The organism is Pseudoalteromonas sp. SG44-17, from assembly GCF_014164235.1.
Taxonomy (GTDB): Bacteria; Pseudomonadota; Gammaproteobacteria; order Enterobacterales; family Alteromonadaceae; genus Pseudoalteromonas; species Pseudoalteromonas rhizosphaerae.
On record NZ_JACJEV010000012.1, the window covers coordinates 43668 to 60456 of the forward strand.

The following is a 16789-nucleotide window of genomic DNA, read 5'->3' on the forward strand; positions in this document are numbered from 1 at the left end:
ATGCTTTTTATTTTATCTATCTGTTTTTATTGGTTTTAATTTTTAATTGTTAGTTTTAAAATGACCCATTAGGGCATCGCTTTCATGCTGAGCTGATGTGACCCTAAGCATGATATAGCGGTTATTTTTCTGTGATGGTGGTGTGTATTTCTGTTTTCATTTGCGCTAATGCTTGCAGCACGGAACGTTGCCAAATAGCTTTAAATGCCTTACTAAATAAATATAAGAAGAGCAAAGGCATGATAAATAATTTGATGATTAGTAACGACACTAAGTTTAAAAATTCAATAAATAAGCCCTCTAAAGAATTAGCCATATCTGTAATGCCAGTGGTAACGGTATCAACGACTTTGCTAATTAAATTGCCAGAATTACCTGCTAGTTGGTCGTTATAATCATGCAGCTGTTGTTGCAGTTGAGCTTTCTGTTGATATAACGCGGCGAACTGATTGTTGATAGATGCTTGTTGTTGCTTTAACTCGCGTTGTTTTTGCAGTAATTGTTTAGCCTCGGGAAGCTCTGTTAAGGTGAGTTTTTCGGCTAAACTGCGGGTCGTTTGAATGGCGTCAATTTGCTTATTTAATTGCTCAAGCTGCTGTTGGTTATCTGTAATAATTGCTTTTAATTGTTGTTGCTGAACGGCAATAAGTTCGAGTTCATCGAGAGTTGTTTGCTTGTCACTGTTAATTTTTGCGCTCAGTTGTGCTGATAGTGTGGAGGTTGCATTAGCCTGTACGCTAAGTGTGTCAACGGTCTTTTCAACATATTGATTTTGATAATTAATTTCTTCATCTAGAAAGGCTTGGCTGGCAAGCCCAGTTGCAAGTACTACAAATGGAATTAAAAACCGCACTAAAATCAGGCTAGCGAGTAACTTACCTTTAAGCTGTTTTAAATACCCAAAATAATCACAGACTAAATAACTAATGACGCTGGCGGTAAACAAGGTGCTAAAAAATACCCCTGATGAAATAGTAAATAAAATCCGCTGGATAAACAGTGAGCCTAATGATATGCGCATCGCATCGGCAATGTATTCGGCTAAATCGTTCACCGGATCAAGCAATTGTGCAGGCGCTATGCTGGCTATACCAATACCGACTTCAGCCGACTGCAATAAAGAAATAATGCCGTTAACACTGCGCGCAGAAGCATAAACTAATGATGACTGCACTAAGGTTTGGTCAAGAAAATCCATGACATAGCTGTTAAATTGCTCTGACCAGCAAAGTATAATAAGAATAATTAAAGCAATGTATTTAGCTGTACATACTGAACGGCTCCGCATTTTTATCCTTTAAAAATTAGCTATTTAGTTCATTTTTATTAATGGTAACAATTCGTTGTGGGAATGGAATTTCAATATCCGCACCTTGAATCGCACTATATACACCACCGTTTACGGCCAGCTTGGTTTCAATTATTTTCGTCGTCGGCACCCAGTAGCGGTAACTAATAGTTACTCCACTTTCAGCAAACCGTTCAATGCCAACTTGTGATAGCGGTTCATTTGCGACTAACTCATGGTCTTTCAATACGTTTTCTATAAGCTCTATAGCATGCTCAGCACTGGCATTATAGGCAATATCAATTTCACCTTTGACCAATGAATAATTAAATGAGTTATGCAGTATTTCGCCAACGATGTGTTTGTTAGGAATAGTAATTTCGACTTTTTCTTCATTGATCAAAATGGTGTAACCTAGCTCAATGGTTTTTACTTGGCCGCTGACATTTTTAACTTCAATCGTGTCACCAACGATAAAGGGGCGGGTGGCAATAATAGCCAAGCCTGCGCCATAATTTGATAACATCCCTTGCAATGCTAAACCAGCACCAAGAGAAGCTGCACCAATTGCAGCGACAAAAGGTGTGACACTTATGCCAATTTTACCTAGCGCAATAATAATGAACATAACGATAAACAATACTTTCACTACATTACTGACAAAATTAGTGAGAGTAATATCAATATTATTACGCGCCATTAAAGCGGCAATCATCTTAGATATTTTTTGTGCCACCCACAAACCAAAAATCAAGATCAACAATGCGCCAACTAATTGCATGCTGTACTTAACGAGGTACTCACTGATCATGGTGTAGTATTTTTCAACTTGTTGGATTTCTGTACTGATCATCTATTATCCATAAATAAAGTGGTTAAACTATTTCATCATAGCAGAGCTTGACTCAAAAAAGGATAAAGTAATGGTACGATTAAAGCGGTAAGTAATGCGCTCAGTGCCATTGCCACTGAAGCAAATGCACCAATACGCGGATGCTCAACAAGTGCGGCGGCGGTGCCTATTGCATGAAATGCAGTACCAATCGCAACGCCTTGTGCCTGATGGTTATAAATGCCCACCTGACGAAGAATAAGTAGCGCGAACAAAGCACCTAATAAGCCGATAAAAATCACCATCGCAGCTGCCAACGAAGCAATGCCTCCGAGTGAATCAGTCACTAATAGAGTAATGGGAGTAGTGACCGATAAAGCGGCAACAGATGCTGCTAATTGTGCAGGCACATTAAATGCGGCACTGAGTAAGGTTGCAACCACAGTGGCATTGATTATGCCCAAACTACAGCAGCCAACAATCAGCAGGAGATTTCTTCGTATATGCACAAATTGTTGATATAGCGGTAATGCAAGCGCAACAATGGCAGGCTCCAGTAAATAGCTTAATAACCGGCTATGGCTGGCAAATTGCGAGTAGGGCAGTGAAAAACTCACTAGTAATATGGCTATAAGCGTAATAGTGATAAAAACGGGATTAGTCAGCGCTTTTAATAAAGGATTGTTAATGGTTGTATTGAGCTTCCTTAATCCTAAAAACAGCGTGATAATTACAGGAATACTTAACCACCATAGATCAATCATGTTCAATCCTGCCTTTAAATACACTGATCACCGTTGCGATAAGCAGTAAGCTGGTCAATGGCACCAAAATGAAAACTGCACTGAGAAATTGCCATTGCAGGGCGATGATCTCAAGGTGTTCGATAAAACCAACTCCAGCAGGGATGAAAAAAAGCGGCATGACATTTAATAATGGCTTAGCACAGGGAGTTAAGTGATGCTCTTTAACTACGTTTGTTAAAAGTAACGTAAGTAGCATTAGCATCGCTAAGAGGGGGGCTGGAAAGCTGCCTTGCAGCCAGTGCATGATTATTTTTGCTATCGCCAAACAACCCAAAATCAAACAGCTGCTGAGTAAATAAGGGAAGATTTTTTTAAGCACTTGGGGTCGGGGATCCATTGATTATTTACTCACTACAGGTCGTATTATACTTCATCATATTTGCTTGTTGAAAACTATGCGACTTATTGCTTAGCGTTGATATTAAGTGAATTTGTTACCAACGTTTACTATTTTGATACTCAATGTTATCGGCGCCTTTGGCTTTTGCAATGGCCTTTTTTGTATTGCTGTTAATAAGCAGACGAATTTGGCTAATGGTTTCTTTTGCTAAAATTTGTCTTCTTGGAGTGTTAAAACTTTGTTGAGTAACGCGTTTTATTGCCGCTAAAGTATCCGGTGAGCGAGCTAATAAGGTATTGATCATTGCTAAACAGCGTTGTTTTGGATCCGCATTTACTTCGGTTATTAACCCTAATTGCAGCGCTTTATCAGCACTAATAGGATCTGCATGACTGGCAAGCCACATGGCATCGTCACGTTTTAGTAAGCTAGGTAGTACAACATTTGCACCCATATCAGGGCATAGTCCCCAGCGCGCTTCCATAATGGCTAATTTAGCATCTGGGTGCACAATCCGATAATCAGCCCCAAGAGCTATTTGCAGGCCACCACCAAAGCAATTACCTTGGACGACTGCGAATACCGGCACACTTAGTGATTGCCAACCCAGCACAACTTGCTGCGCTAAATTACAGTTACCCGGCAACCATTTAAATAGCAACTTGGCAATATTTATGGGACTTTTCATAACGGCAGCAACATCCAGTCCAGCACAAAAATGCTCACCATCACCTTGAATAACGACAGCGCGGATAGTCGGGTCTTTTTTAATTTTTTTAATAATACTTGTCAGCTGTTTGAACATGACAAAATTCAACGCATTTTGTTTATCTTTTCGGGATAATGTAACGAAGGCGATTGCCTGTTGTGTTTCAAAGTTAATCATGTCAACTCCTCTGACCTGTTTCAGTTTAGCTTACGAGTTAATTGAATTGATGTAAAGCGTGGCTTTTTTTGAAAAACAAGCTGTTTTAGAGTCAGTTATTATTAACTTGAGATACAAATGATTACAAATTGGTCTATATTTTTAATCGAGTGGCTTGTTATATAATCAGCCAATAATAGCCTCTGAACGTAACTTGACGTTTAAGGATAATTTAAATACATACATAAAGGTAGTTGCGCAGCTACCAAGGAGATAAACCATGCTAAAAAGGTTCACGCCTAGCATTTTAGGAACTTACATGTCATTAGCGATCAAAGGGGTAGTTGGTACAACATTAATCGCTTTTTTAGCTGGTTGTTCAGATGATAACGCTACCAAACAAGTCGCTCCACCTCCCGCGGTTTCAGTATTTAATGTTGTTACCCAAGAGGTGGGGAATTATCGAGAGTTTGTTGCTCGCACGGAAGCTCATCAGGAAGTAAAAATTCGCGCTCGTGTTGAGGGGGAATTAATTGAACGTCATTTTGATGAAGGCTCATTTGTTGAAAAAGGACAGTTATTACTAAGAATTGACCCAAGTGAATACCAATCCTCTGTTGCTGAAATTGAAGCAGACTTAAAAAGTAAACTTGCTGGCGAAGATGGTGCGTCTCGTGATTTAAAACGCGGTAAAGAAGTTGCTGCACAAGGGTTTATTTCACAATCTGATTTAGATAAATTAACCACTAAATATGAGCAAGCCGCTGCTGCTGTTATTTCTGCAAAGGCCAGCCTTGAAAAAGCAAAATTAAATCTAAGTTACACCGAGATAAAAGCGCCGTTTGCAGGGCGTATCGGTAAGGTTAATTATGACGTAGGCAACATTGTTAGCCCTTCCTCAAATGAATTGGCGGAATTGACTGATGTGGATCCAATTTATGTTAACTTCCAGGTCGAAGAAGGCGATTACATTAGTTATCGTCAAAAACATCAAGATAGTGCTAATAACCCTCAAAATGTACCAATAGATTTATCCCTGCGTTTGCCAAATAACTCGGACTTGGGATCAAAAGGGCAGTTAGATTTTGCCGATACGAAAATTGATCGCAGTACTGGCACTGTTGAATTAAGAGCTACATTCGCTAATCCACAGAACATTATAATGCCAGGCTTATTTGTCACCTTAATTGTTGAAAGTAAAGATAAGCAACTGCAAGCACTTATTCCTCAAGCTGCAGTACAAGAAAATCAACAAGGTAAATTTGTATTAGTAGTGGGTGAAGATAATAAAGTTGCAACGCGTATTGTGCAATTAGGACGGCGTATAAATGCGATGTGGGTCGTTAAATCGGGTCTTGAAGAAGGTGAGCAAGTGATTGTTGAAGGTTTACAAAAAGTACGTCAAGGGGTCGAAGTTAAACCAGTCGAAAAAAAGGTCGATCACACCACAGGTACAATTTCTAGCCAACCAGACGCTGCAAACTAAAGGAAACGCACATGATAAGTAAAACGTTTATCGCGCGGCCTAAATTTGCCCTAGTCATTTCGATAGTGATTACGCTAGCGGGTTTGATTTCCATGGGTTTGCTGCCAGTTAATATGTATCCCGAGATTACTCCACCGCAAATACAGATCACCGCAGTTTACCCAGGTGCCAGTGCGCAAATAGTGGAAGAGTCAGTGGTCAGGCCCATTGAAGAGCAAGTCAATGGTGTCAAAGATATGATGTATATCGAGTCCAGCTCCAGTAATAATGGCACGGCTACGATTACGGTATACTTTAAGGTGGGCACGGATACTGATATTGCTCAAGTAAATGTGCAAAACCGTGTTGCCTTAGCTGAACCGGGGTTACCCAGCGAAGTAACCCGCCAAGGTGTATCGGTTAAGAAAAAATCCAGTTCAATGTTATTGGGTATTAACTTGTATTCTAGCCAAGCAAACATTGATGCCATTTTTTTAAGTAACTATGCAACAAACTACTTAACTGAACCGCTGGGCCGAATTAAAGGCGTGGCATCGGCTGAAGTTATGGGTGAGAAAACCTACTCAATGCGATTGTGGTTACGCCCAGATAAAATGGCGGCGTTAGGGCTGACAGTAGGCGAAGTTAGGGCGGCATTACAAGAGCAGAACACTATAGTTGCAGCTGGTAAGTTAGGTGCGGCACCGAGCTCACCAAGTCAGCAGTTTGAATATTCAATTCAGGCTAAAGGGCGTTTAAAAACTCCAGATGAATTTGGCCAAACAATTATTCGTGCTAATCAAGATGGTAACTTTGTACGTTTGACTGATATTGCTCGCATTGAACTTGGCTCAGCAGATTACAGCACTACAGCTAAGTTAAACCAGCAAGATACTGCTTTTATAGTTATTTACCAATTAACAGATGCCAATGCAACGCAAGTGGCAAGTGATGTTAAAGCCACCATGGCAGAGCTTGCTAAGCAATTACCAGATGGTGTTGAATACTCAATACCATACGATACGACAGAGTTTATCAATCGCTCAATCGAAGAAGTGATTGTTACATTATTTCAAGCTGTTGGCCTGGTTGTTTTAGTGGTGTTTTTGTTTTTACAAAATTGGCGCGCGACACTTATTCCAACTATTGCCATTCCAGTATCGTTGGTGGGCACGTTTGCTTTTATGATGGCTATGGGTTACTCAATTAACTTAATCACCTTATTTGGTTTAGTGCTAGCGATCGGTATTGTGGTAGATGATGCAATTATTGTAATTGAGAATGTTGAGCGGATCCTCAAAGAAGAAAAGCTGCCGATTAAAGAGGCTGTCACTAAAGCGATGGAGCAAGTAACCGGGCCTATAATTGCGACCACCCTAGTTTTATTAGCTGTATTTGTGCCAGTAGGCTTCATGCCAGGTATTACTGGGGAGCTTTATAAGCAGTTTTCTGTAACGATTTCGTTTGCGGTATTAATTTCGTCCGTTAACGCATTAACCCTAAGCCCAGCTTTATGTGCCTTATTGTTAACTGAAAAGTCAATGAAACCGATAAAATGGCTGGCGCCAGTTGAAAAAGGCATTGTTAAATCAACCTCCATCTATTCTAAAATTATCCACTTTATTCTAAAACGCTCAGCGAGAATGGCTATTTTTGCCTTAGTTATTTTTGTAGCGGCAGGTTGGCTTGCTAAAAGCGTTCCAACAGGCTTTGTCCCAACCGAAGACCAAGGCTTTGTATTTGTAGATGTGCAATTACCAGATGCGGCGGCTTCGGGACGCACTGTTGATGTGATGCATAAAATAGGTGACATTATTAAACAAGAACCAGCTGCAACCGATTTTATTGCTGTATCCGGTTTTTCTTTGATTGGCGGGGCGGGTTCAAATAATGCTTTAGGTATTGTTATTTTAAAAGACTGGGAAGAGCGCACCAGTACTGAACTTGGCTTAAAGTCAGTGATTGGTCGTTTGATGGGAAAAATGTGGGCTATGCCTGATGCGCAGATAATGGTATTTAACCCGCCGCCAATTCCTGGTTTGGGTAATAGCGCTGGTTTTGAGTTTCGTCTGCAAGACAGTGAAGGCCGAGATCCTATTGAGTTGGCACAAGTACTTAATGGGCTGGTATATGAAGCGAACCAACATCCAAGCTTGAGTAATGTGTACAGTACTTTTAGAGCAAATGTACCGCAGTACTTTTTAGAGATAGATCGCAATAAAGCTAAAGCTCAAGGGGTTGCATTAAGTGACATATTCTTAACGCTGCAAGCCCAGCTCGGTTCATTATATATTAACGATTTCAATCAGTTTAGCCGTACTTACAAAGTAATCATGCAAGCTGAGAGTGAGTTCCGTAAAAATCCCTCAGACTTGCAGCATTATTTTGTGCGTAACAATGAAGGTGACATGGTGCCATTAACGACACTTGCTAAACTTGAACCAATTCTTGGGCCAACAACCCTCAAGCACTTCAATTTATATCGTAGTGCGAGTATTAGTGGTCAAGCAGCTGCGGGGTTCTCAAGTGGTGATGCAATAGCTGCCATGGAAGAGCTAGCTAAGCAGTTACCTAATGGCTATGTATTTGAATGGGCAGGGCAATCTAAACAAGAAATTGAAGCTGGCAATATGGCACCGTTGCTATTTGCTTTGGCCGTTCTATTTGTTTACTTGTTCTTGGTTGCACAATATGAAAGTTGGACGATCCCTTTTTCAGTTATAGCAGCGATTCCACTGGCAATGTTTGGTGCAATGTTAGCGTTATACGTTTTGGGTATAGAAAATAATATTTATGCGCAAGTAGGCTTAGTACTGCTTATAGGTATGTCGACCAAAACTGCAATCTTGATTGTAGAATTTGCGATGGAAGAGCGGCTTGCAGGTAAGAGTATTTTTGATGCGGCTCTTAGTGCAGCTAAAATGAGGTTTCGTGCGGTATTAATGACGGCTCTTTCATTTGTATTAGGTGTATTACCGTTAGTATTTGCAACTGGCGCTGGAGCGGGAAGCCGTGTATCGCTGGGTGTCACTGTGCTAGCCGGCATGTTAGCAGCGACTATATTGGGTACTTTGTTGGTGCCGTTATTTTATAGTTTGGTGCAGTCAATGCGCGAAAAAATAAAGGGTACAGCGACTTCATAAGCGTAAAATAAGCTTTGTATAAAAAAAGTCAGGGAAACCTGGCTTTTTTTTGTCAAAAATTTGCTGAGGTTTGATACTATATCTGGCATTAGCATCATGAAAGGTTTATGGCAATGACAGGACCCCGTTTATACAGTGAAGAAGAAGTAACGCATCAAGCTTACGATATCTTTTTAGAGTTAGCCCCAGATAACCTTAGTGAGCAAGATGTTGATGATTTTAACCAGCATCGAGAAGAGCTTGGCTTTATTGAAGAAGGCGAGCCTGATGATCAATGGCAAGATTTTGTTGCATTAGAAATAGAGCCAGAATTATTTATTCAGGTGTTAGTGGGACTTGAATTCGATAATCAAGATATTCTATTTGCTAAAATTTTGATTAGCCGTGATAAAGATGCGCCGTTTTGTCATATATTATGGAAAGATAGCGAATAATCTAGATGCAGTATCTTAGTGAAAACAGCCTTGTTTTAAATATCAACACAGTGAGCGAACAGTGATTAGGTTACTGCTGTTGTTGGGCTGCCTGCTTAGCTTTAAAGTCTGGGCAGTTGATCCTTTTGAAGACTTTCATGAGTATGGTCAACTCTCAGATGAAGAGATCCATAAAATCCATCAAGGCGAACTATTATACGGCGATACTGAATTTGGACTTATTGTTAGTCGCGGTAATACTAACTCGACCAGTTTTAAGTTCAAAGGTAACTTATATCAAGACCTTGATAAATGGCGTAATCAATTCAAAATAGATAGTTTATATAAACGTGATCGTAACGATGCTACTGGTAATGATGAAGTCTCGGCAAACCGTATATTTTTCTCTGCGCAGGGCAACTATAAAGTTGGGGTAAAAAACGCCTCATTCTTTATGTATGGTGATTATGAAGAAGATGAATTCAGTGGTCTTGAGTTTAAAAGTACGCTTGCGGCAGGTTATGGTAACCGTTTGTATCAAGGGGTAAAAAACCAAGTTGATTTTGATATAGGGCCTGGTTTATACCGCTCGGTGGCGCAAGATGATGCTGAGCTTGAAGATGAGCAAGACAAAACCAAAACCGGCTATTTATTACGTTTAGCACTGCAGTGGGAGCGAACTGTCTCGACTCGAACACGTTTCAATCAAGATTTAAGTATTGAGCAATCATTGTCAGGATTAAACTCACGATTAAAGTCAGAAACATCATTGATCAGCCAAGTGATGGGTGCTATATCATTAAAGTTTACTTATTTATATCGTTATAATTCTAAGCCGGAAGACGACAAGTTAAAGTTTGATTCAGAACTAAGTGCGACATTAGTTTATAGTTTTTAATATTTTAGAGAGTGTTATGTATCAGCATAAGCAATTTGCACTGTTCATTTTTGTTATTCTAAGCTGGATTGCCAGCTTTGTTGGTTTAGCTTGGTATTTAATTGGTGCCGATATGCCGTTAATGGTATTTGCAGCGATTTTAGTGCTGGTGGGTTTTTTGTTCCATGGTTTAACCATTAAAGTTGATGACAGCCAAATTAGCTGGGGTTTTGGTCCTGGTGTGTTTGGTGATAAGTTGCAGCTAGTGGATATTATTGAAGCTAAAGCAGTAGAAAATTCTTTTCGTCATGGTATTGGCTTACGTATTACCCATGATGGTTGGGTATACACAGTGTCAGGATTTAGCGCAGTACAGCTAACTTTAAAAGATGGTAGCCAATATCGCTTGGGAACTAACGACCAAGATGGTTTACTGGCAGCGTTGGCGGGTAAGATAAGCGAGCCAATAGCAGAGCCTACACTCGTTTGACTAAATTATAGATATAAAAAAAGCGCAGTAGCGCTTTTTTTATTGTCGGTTTAAGTCGATATTAGTGATCGTGACCACAGCCGCCATCACCATGAACATGGCCATGCTCTAGTTCGTCTGCTGTTGCATCACGCACTTCAAGTATTTCTACATCAAAGTTTAAAGTGATGCCAGCGAGTGGGTTATTACCATCAACAATTACATCTTCTTCTTGAATATCAATGATCATTACAGATTGATCGCCGTCATCTGTTGAGGCACGAAATTGCATACCAACTTCAATTTCCATACCTTCAAACATCGACTTTGGTACTGCTTGCATCAGATCATCATGGCGTTCGCCATAACCTTGCTCTGGTGGCACAGTAACACTGAGTGTGTCGCCCGCTTTTTTACCTTGTAGGGCATCTTCTAGGCCTTGAATTAAGTAACCGGTACCAACGATAAAGATTAGTGGCTCACCATCAAATGAGTTATCGATAGAGTTTTTGTCATTATCCATGACTGAATAATGCATTTTTACCACTTTATTTGTTGCAACGATCATAGTCACTCCTATTTATTCGTCTTCGAGAGAGTAGGGTAGAGGAAGGATTGATAGCTCTACCGTTGGGGCATGTTTTGCACGCAGTAACTGACTAGGTTCACTGTCGTTTGGCAACACAACAAGGCCAAATAAGGTTTTACTTTGTTGATTGTAGGCTTGGCTTATTAATTTGCCAGCACGACGCCAGTTTTCACCCATTTGGGTTTCAAGCTCTGGCTCTGCTAATTCTCCATCGCTGTGCCCTGATACGATATACATAGCGCGTTTATTTTTACCAAGGTATTTCATGCGGGCAACGGTTTCTTGGCCTGTGTAACAGCCTTTACGAAAGCTTACTCCACCGATTGCTTGCAGGTTAACCATTTGTGGTACGTATTCACCGAGTGCCGCTTCATTGAGCTCAGGCTCACCCGCTAAAATACTATGTTGGTGCCACAGCGCGTCGTTTTCAAGGGCGATAACATCATCAGGCAGTGAAAATTCATCATTAACCATCAGTAAAATGCGGTTTTTTGCTAATTTTAGTGCTTTACCATGACTAAAATCGCAAGCGCTATCTTGCTCATTAAAATGAATGTTCAACGCATTTAAGGTTGCAGCTAGATCATCACCGATTAAACCAATTAACTTGCTGGTAGCAGCTTGTATTTCAACTTTTGAAAACACCGCATACTTTTTTAATTCCGTTAAAGATTGAGTGGTTTCAACCGCTGATGCTGCTAAATAGTAACTATCCTGATAAGCAAATAACTTTGCTACACTCCATAATTTACCTTTGGCATTACAGTGCCCAGCCCATAAGAAGTTGGTTTGGTTGAGCTTATTAATATCTTGGGTAATTTGGCCATGAAGGTAGGCGAGTTTATCAACACCGCTAATGCGGATCAGCTGATGTGATAAAGGGCATGCGTGTACTGTTGACATAAAAACCTGCTTTACAATAAATGTAGGCGCGTATAATACCGTAGTTAGCGCTGCTGGTATAGATGCATAAATAGCTGTTTATTCAGGTGCAATTTGTTAAACTGCTAAGCAACTTAGTACGAGGTAAAAAATGACTGAAATTCACAATAAAGCGCGTATCCGCTGGGCTTGTCGCCGCGGCATGTTAGAACTAGATGTGTTATTTATGCCATTTGTAGATGAGGCATTTGATTCGTTATCTGTACAGCAGCAAGCTGTTCTTCAACGTTTGCTAGAAGCGGATGATCCCGATCTATTTGCGTGGTTTATGGGCCATCAAGAATGTAAAGATCCTGAGCTTAAACAGATGGTACAACTGATTTTAGACCGAGTTCGTGTATAGGTTTAGGGTTACTAATAATGTTCCAGACCACAGGCCTTTTGTGGTCTACTTTAGCTTGTTCGCAGTATGTTATAGCTTATTTTTAACTAGCATATTAGCGCAATTTATTTGTGTCGCCAGTAGTACTGTTTTTGGCTATGTGAGTTGGCACTGGTATAAAAAATCCCATCCTCAGCAAGGCGTTTTTATATTAGATTCTACGCAATGTCGTTTTGAAAATAATACGCTAAAAATAAATGGCCATATCAGTAACAAAAGCCGTGTTTATCAAAGCAGTGTTTGGTTATATATTAATGGCTTTGCAAGCTCCCACTGGCTGATTATTAATGCCAGCGGGGTTGATGAACTGAGTTTTGTGCGCTTGAAACGTCTTACTTTGGCTGCTCGTCATGAGCAAGCGGAGTTAAAATAGTGGGCGTTGGATTATCATTTAACTGTGGGTAGTCAATCGTATAATGCAAGCCTCTGCTTTCTTTTCGCTCCATTGCACTGCGAATTATAAGCTCTGCTACTTGCACTAAATTACGCAGTTCAAGCAAGTTATTCGAAACGCGGAAGTTTGCATAATAATCACGAATTTCTTGTTGTAGTAATTCAACTCGGTGTAACGCACGTTCTAGGCGTTTAGTTGAACGCACAATGCCAACATAGTCCCACATAAATAGTCTTAGTTCATGCCAATTATGGGTGATCACCACTTCTTCATCTGAGTTAGTTACGCGGCTTTCATCCCACATCGGCAGCACTTTTAATGCTGGACTATGTTGTATTTTTGCTAAAATATCTTTTGCTGCGGCGTGCGCGAACACAATGCACTCTAGTAATGAATTACTGGCCATGCGATTAGCGCCATGTAGCCCCGTATAAGCGACTTCGCCTACCGCATATAAGTTATCTAGATCGGTCTTGCCGTTAAAGTCAGTCATTACTCCACCACAGGTATAATGTGCCGCAGGAACCACTGGAATTGGATCTTTAGTGATATCGAGCCCGACACTTAAGCATTTTGCATAAATGGTCGGGAAATGCTCAATAATAAAGTCTTTATCTTTATGACTGATATCTAAATACACACAGTTAGCACCTAGGCGCTTCATCTCAAAATCGATAGCGCGGGCAACAATATCGCGTGGTGCGAGCTCTTCACGCTCGTCAAAGTCTTTCATGAATCGTGTGCCGTCAGGGCGCTTTAAATAAGCACCTTCACCGCGCATCGCTTCGGTGATCAGAAAGTTTTGTAGCTCTGGGTGATATAAACTGGTCGGGTGGAATTGGTTAAATTCCATATTAGCTACTCTACAACCTGCCCGCCAAGCCATGGCGATACCATCACCACTGGATACATCAGGGTTGGATGTGTAAAGGTATACTTTACTGGCACCACCGGTTGCTAAGGCTACAAACTTAGCTGAAATTGTTTCGACTTTCTTTGCCGCTCGGTTCCACATATATACGCCATGGATATGTTTACCGTTTTGGCCTAATTTTTTATCACCAATTAAATCTATTGCGTTGTATTGTTCTAATAAGGTGATTTCTGGGTGCGCTTGTACTTGGCTTATTAGCGTTGTTTGCACTGCTCGGCCGGTAGCATCTGCAGCGTGCAAAATTCGACGATGGCTATGGCCGCCTTCACGGGTTAAATGAAAGCGCTCTTTGCCTTTGCTATCAAACTCCATATCAAAAGGCACGCCTTGCTCGATTAGCCATTGCAAGCAATCATGGGCATTACTAGCGGTGTATTGCACGGCGGCTTTGTCACATAAACCACCACCGGCATCTAAGGTGTCTTGTACGTGAGATTCAATGCTGTCATTCTTTTTATCAAACACGGCAGCAATGCCGCCTTGTGCATAAAGTGTGGAACCTTCCGTCAATTCACCTTTACTGATCACGGTAACTTTACAGTGATTAGCTAAAGATAATGCTAATGAGAGGCCAGCTGCGCCGCTGCCAATAATAGCGACATCCGTGATATGGTGTTTATTTTGGTTCATGTCCGTGGTCTTTGCGGTTACAATGCCCAGATACTAATGTATAAACAGTAATGAGCAAATAATAATATTATGATAGGCGTATATGTATCATATTTGGCGCGACACTATTAGTGATTTTCAACTTTCGCCAACATATTTATATGCTATTTTATAAAAAAATAATATTAAACAGAACTTTTCATTCATGCAGCAGTCAGAGTATTTGTAAACAATGGCAGGATATGAATGACAAGCAATAATCAGACAGAGGAGTACCGGCTCGAATGAGCGAGCAGGATTTGGATTTAGCGCTAGTAAAAAGGGTCCAGCAGGGCGATAAAAATGCCTTCAATCTTTTAGTAAAGAAGTATCAGAACAAAATAGCCGGTTTGATTTCACGTTATGTATCAAATCAAGGCGATATTGCTGATGTTGCTCAAGAAGCTTTTATTAAAGCATACCGCGCACTTCCAAACTTTAGAGGGGACAGTGCCTTTTATACTTGGTTATACCGTATCGCCGTTAATTGTGCTAAAAATTACTTAGTGGCTCAGGGCCGCAAACCGCCAGCAAATGATATAGATGCTGACGATGCAGAGTTTTATGAAGGGTCTGATGCAATGCGTTCAAATGCATCCCCTGAAAACTTGCTACTAAGCGAAGAAGTTCGCGCAGTGATTTTTAACACCATTGATAGTTTGCCTGAAGATCTTAAAACCGCGATCACTCTACGAGAAATCGAAGGGATGAGCTATGAAGAAATAGCCGTGGTGATGGATTGCCCAGTCGGGACGGTGCGTTCGCGTATTTTCCGTGCCCGTGAAGCAATAGATAACAAATTAAACCCATTAATAGGCGAGTCTTAATATGACAAAAGCACACGTTAACAAGTTGGATAATCAGCATCTATCCGCATTACTTGACGGCGAACAATCATTAACTGATGAGGTTATTGCCCAGCAAGATGCGGCAACCTTAGGACGTTATGCGCTAATAGGTGACGTAATGCGTGCTGAGTCAGAAGATGCTTTCGTCTTTGATATAAGCGATAGTGTTGCGCAAGCGCTGGAAAGTGAACCAGTTTATGCTGATTTCACACAATCTGCGTCACAACCTGCACCATTGGCTGCCACGGGCACCGATAACGTAGTGGCGTTTAACTGGCGCAAACCAGTTGCACAACTTGCAATTGCAGCAAGTGTTGCCATGTTTGCAATTGTTGGTGTACAAACATTGCCACAAGGTGAAAACTCACCTAGCAATGAAATTCCGATGTTACAAACAACACCAGTAACAGGAATGGCATCACCAGTTAGCTATTCGTCAGAACCCGCTTTACAAAATGCAGAGCAAGGTTTGCGTGAGTTACAGCAACAGCGTATTGGCGCGTTAGTATTAGAACATCAACGCCAAGCACGAGTTGCATATTCATTAGAAAAAGCTCACACTGAGGCGCAAGCCGAAGAGGAAAAAAACTAATTAAATGAAAGTAATTACTTTTATTTTGTCGTTGGTATTAATGGCTCCAGCCTTTGCTGACGACGAAAACCCCGCAAAAGAGCTTCTGCTCAAAATGGCTGACGCCGTTCATAATCGTAACTTTGACGCATCATTTGTGGTCGTCAAAGGGAAGACAATGGAACCATATCGTTGGTTGCATGCAAAACAAGGTAATACAGAACTCGAGCATTTGAGCTTACTCAATGGCGCAGGCCTTGAAATGGTTCGTATTGATGATCAAGTTACTTATTTTGAGCCACAGTCTGAACCTTATTCAATAGATACTGATTCTATAGCAGGCCCAATCCCAGAAGTGTTATTCAAAGATGTTGAGCGTTTAAGCCAACATTACGATTTTGTGCTCGGTGGTAAAGGCCGTATTGCAGGGCGTGCTGCGCAGCTTGTGCGTATCGAATCAAAAGACGAGTATAAGTTTAATTATTGGCTGTGGCTTGATGCTGAGTCATCGCTATTACTAAAATCTGCTTATGTTAATCATGCCGGTGAGATGTTAGAACAACTACAGTTAACCCATATTAGTGTAACCGAAGAGCCCGCTGCGTTATTACTTGAAATGCTAAATCGTAAGTTTCCAACGCCATTACCAGCAGCGGCAATTACCAAAAATGAAGCAAGTACAGAAAGTAATAATTGGCAAATAGGCTGGTTACCGGAGGGGTTTAGTTTGTTAAAATCAGACCGTCATAAGCTTGATTTGAACAATGAACTGACGGATTATTATTTATACTCAGATGGTTTTGTCGAAATTTCAGTGTTTGTACAAAGACCATTACCTGGTCGCAGGCCAAGCGGTGCATTGTCATCCGGTGCCACGACAGTATATGTGCATAATAGCGGTAGTTTTGATGTGTCAGTGGTGGGGAATATTCCAGCAATGACTGCAAAAGCAATTGCTGAATCGGTTGCAAGACCCTTGTAAT

General features: G+C 40.9%; 18 protein-coding genes. 10 read left to right on the top strand and 8 right to left on the bottom strand.

The window, feature by feature from the left end; translation table 11 throughout:
* Positions 1–121 precede the first annotated feature (121 nt).
* From H5182_RS10660 to H5182_RS10680, 5 genes are all read right to left on the bottom strand, one after another.
* On the bottom strand, positions 122–1288 hold the full coding sequence (locus H5182_RS10660; RefSeq protein ID WP_145237652.1) for a hypothetical protein: 1167 nt from the start codon (positions 1286–1288) through the stop codon (positions 122–124).
* 16 nt (positions 1289–1304) lie between these two features.
* The gene (locus H5182_RS10665) at positions 1305–2141 is read right to left on the bottom strand and encodes a mechanosensitive ion channel family protein (RefSeq protein WP_182734488.1); all 837 of its coding nucleotides are present in this window, start codon (positions 2139–2141) and stop codon (positions 1305–1307) included.
* 35 nt (positions 2142–2176) lie between these two features.
* Positions 2177–2884 carry an LrgB family protein gene (locus H5182_RS10670; RefSeq protein ID WP_145237644.1) on the bottom strand — a complete coding sequence of 236 codons (708 nt, stop codon included), beginning with the start codon at positions 2882–2884 and terminating at the stop codon, positions 2177–2179.
* The gene (locus H5182_RS10675; protein WP_145237642.1) at positions 2877–3263 is read right to left on the bottom strand and encodes a CidA/LrgA family protein; all 387 of its coding nucleotides are present in this window, start codon (positions 3261–3263) and stop codon (positions 2877–2879) included. Before H5182_RS10675 ends, H5182_RS10670 begins: the two co-directional genes overlap by 8 nt.
* A 97-nt stretch (positions 3264–3360) precedes the next feature.
* Complete coding sequence (locus H5182_RS10680; protein ID WP_182716997.1) at positions 3361–4152, bottom strand: crotonase/enoyl-CoA hydratase family protein; 792 nt, start codon at positions 4150–4152, stop codon at positions 3361–3363.
* Positions 4153–4450: 298 nt separating this feature from the next.
* On the opposite strand from H5182_RS10680, the gene H5182_RS10685 reads away from it, so the two are divergent.
* The 5 genes from H5182_RS10685 to H5182_RS10705 all read left to right on the top strand — a co-directional run bounded on the left by H5182_RS10685 (position 4451) and on the right by H5182_RS10705 (position 10519).
* On the top strand, positions 4451–5617 hold the full coding sequence (locus H5182_RS10685; RefSeq protein ID WP_182731872.1) for an efflux RND transporter periplasmic adaptor subunit: 1167 nt from the start codon (positions 4451–4453) through the stop codon (positions 5615–5617).
* Positions 5618–5628: 11 nt separating this feature from the next.
* Entirely contained in the window at positions 5629–8739 is a 3111-nt protein-coding gene (locus H5182_RS10690) for an efflux RND transporter permease subunit (protein ID WP_182760006.1), read from the top strand.
* A 113-nt stretch (positions 8740–8852) separates the two neighbouring features.
* Complete coding sequence (locus H5182_RS10695; RefSeq protein ID WP_145237630.1) at positions 8853–9173, top strand: HI1450 family dsDNA-mimic protein; 321 nt, start codon at positions 8853–8855, stop codon at positions 9171–9173.
* Between the two features lie 61 nt (positions 9174–9234).
* Positions 9235–10050 (top strand): DUF481 domain-containing protein, encoded by an 816-nt coding sequence (locus H5182_RS10700; protein ID WP_182731873.1) that lies wholly within the window; start codon positions 9235–9237, stop codon positions 10048–10050.
* A 16-nt stretch (positions 10051–10066) separates the two neighbouring features.
* Positions 10067–10519 carry a hypothetical protein gene (locus tag H5182_RS10705; protein ID WP_145237622.1) on the top strand — a complete coding sequence of 151 codons (453 nt, stop codon included), beginning with the start codon at positions 10067–10069 and terminating at the stop codon, positions 10517–10519.
* A gap of 61 nt (positions 10520–10580) precedes the next feature.
* Here H5182_RS10705 and H5182_RS10710 read toward each other — a convergent pair whose 3' ends face one another.
* Positions 10581–11066, bottom strand: coding sequence for a peptidylprolyl isomerase (locus H5182_RS10710; RefSeq protein ID WP_145237619.1), 486 nt, complete (start codon positions 11064–11066; stop codon positions 10581–10583).
* Between the two features lie 12 nt (positions 11067–11078).
* Positions 11079–11990 (bottom strand): tRNA-modifying protein YgfZ, encoded by a 912-nt coding sequence (ygfZ, locus tag H5182_RS10715; RefSeq protein WP_182760007.1) that lies wholly within the window; start codon positions 11988–11990, stop codon positions 11079–11081.
* A gap of 130 nt (positions 11991–12120) precedes the next feature.
* Here ygfZ and H5182_RS10720 point away from each other — a divergent pair, with 130 nt between their 5' ends.
* Together H5182_RS10720 and H5182_RS10725 are read left to right on the top strand one after the other, a co-directional pair.
* Positions 12121–12372 carry a succinate dehydrogenase assembly factor 2 gene (locus H5182_RS10720; RefSeq protein WP_054205400.1) on the top strand — a complete coding sequence of 84 codons (252 nt, stop codon included), beginning with the start codon at positions 12121–12123 and terminating at the stop codon, positions 12370–12372.
* A 40-nt stretch (positions 12373–12412) separates the two neighbouring features.
* A complete protein-coding gene (locus tag H5182_RS10725) occupies positions 12413–12784 on the top strand; it encodes a hypothetical protein (RefSeq protein WP_246175499.1) in 372 nt (123 codons plus the stop codon).
* Here the strand turns inward: H5182_RS10725 and nadB are convergent.
* On the bottom strand, positions 12744–14369 hold the full coding sequence (gene nadB / locus H5182_RS10730; protein ID WP_145237612.1) for an L-aspartate oxidase: 1626 nt from the start codon (positions 14367–14369) through the stop codon (positions 12744–12746). The two genes, H5182_RS10725 and nadB, sit on opposite strands and share 41 nt — an antisense overlap.
* Positions 14370–14632: 263 nt before the next feature.
* Between nadB and rpoE the strand changes: the two genes are divergently transcribed.
* Genes rpoE through H5182_RS10745 form a run of 3 tightly spaced genes read left to right on the top strand, consistent with a single transcriptional unit; the run spans position 14633 to position 16788 of the window.
* Positions 14633–15214 (top strand): RNA polymerase sigma factor RpoE, encoded by a 582-nt coding sequence (gene rpoE, locus H5182_RS10735; protein ID WP_145237609.1) that lies wholly within the window; start codon positions 14633–14635, stop codon positions 15212–15214.
* Between the two features lies 1 nt (position 15215).
* Positions 15216–15827, top strand: coding sequence for a sigma-E factor negative regulatory protein (locus H5182_RS10740; RefSeq protein WP_145237606.1), 612 nt, complete (start codon positions 15216–15218; stop codon positions 15825–15827).
* 4 nt (positions 15828–15831) lie between these two features.
* Complete coding sequence (locus H5182_RS10745) at positions 15832–16788, top strand: MucB/RseB C-terminal domain-containing protein (protein ID WP_182731874.1); 957 nt, start codon at positions 15832–15834, stop codon at positions 16786–16788.
* Position 16789 lies beyond the last annotated feature (1 nt).

Bases quoted from the DNA above. Each gene is read 5' to 3' on its own strand.
- H5182_RS10660 (WP_145237652.1), bottom strand. From the start codon at position 1,288: ATGCGGAGCCGTTCAGTATGTACAGCTAAATACATTGCTTTAATTATT.
- H5182_RS10665 (WP_182734488.1), bottom strand. From the start codon at position 2,141: ATGATCAGTACAGAAATCCAACAAGTTGAAAAATACTACACCATGATC.
- H5182_RS10670 (WP_145237644.1), bottom strand. From the start codon at position 2,884: ATGATTGATCTATGGTGGTTAAGTATTCCTGTAATTATCACGCTGTTT.
- H5182_RS10675 (WP_145237642.1), bottom strand. From the start codon at position 3,263: ATGGATCCCCGACCCCAAGTGCTTAAAAAAATCTTCCCTTATTTACTC.
- H5182_RS10680 (WP_182716997.1), bottom strand. From the start codon at position 4,152: ATGATTAACTTTGAAACACAACAGGCAATCGCCTTCGTTACATTATCC.
- H5182_RS10685 (WP_182731872.1), top strand. From the start codon at position 4,451: ATGTCATTAGCGATCAAAGGGGTAGTTGGTACAACATTAATCGCTTTT.
- H5182_RS10690 (WP_182760006.1), top strand. From the start codon at position 5,629: ATGATAAGTAAAACGTTTATCGCGCGGCCTAAATTTGCCCTAGTCATT.
- H5182_RS10695 (WP_145237630.1), top strand. From the start codon at position 8,853: ATGACAGGACCCCGTTTATACAGTGAAGAAGAAGTAACGCATCAAGCT.
- H5182_RS10705 (WP_145237622.1), top strand. From the start codon at position 10,067: ATGTATCAGCATAAGCAATTTGCACTGTTCATTTTTGTTATTCTAAGC.
- H5182_RS10710 (WP_145237619.1), bottom strand. From the start codon at position 11,066: ATGATCGTTGCAACAAATAAAGTGGTAAAAATGCATTATTCAGTCATG.
- ygfZ (WP_182760007.1), bottom strand. From the start codon at position 11,990: ATGTCAACAGTACACGCATGCCCTTTATCACATCAGCTGATCCGCATT.
- H5182_RS10720 (WP_054205400.1), top strand. From the start codon at position 12,121: ATGACTGAAATTCACAATAAAGCGCGTATCCGCTGGGCTTGTCGCCGC.
- nadB (WP_145237612.1), bottom strand. From the start codon at position 14,369: ATGAACCAAAATAAACACCATATCACGGATGTCGCTATTATTGGCAGC.
- rpoE (WP_145237609.1), top strand. From the start codon at position 14,633: ATGAGCGAGCAGGATTTGGATTTAGCGCTAGTAAAAAGGGTCCAGCAG.
- H5182_RS10740 (WP_145237606.1), top strand. From the start codon at position 15,216: ATGACAAAAGCACACGTTAACAAGTTGGATAATCAGCATCTATCCGCA.
- H5182_RS10745 (WP_182731874.1), top strand. From the start codon at position 15,832: ATGAAAGTAATTACTTTTATTTTGTCGTTGGTATTAATGGCTCCAGCC.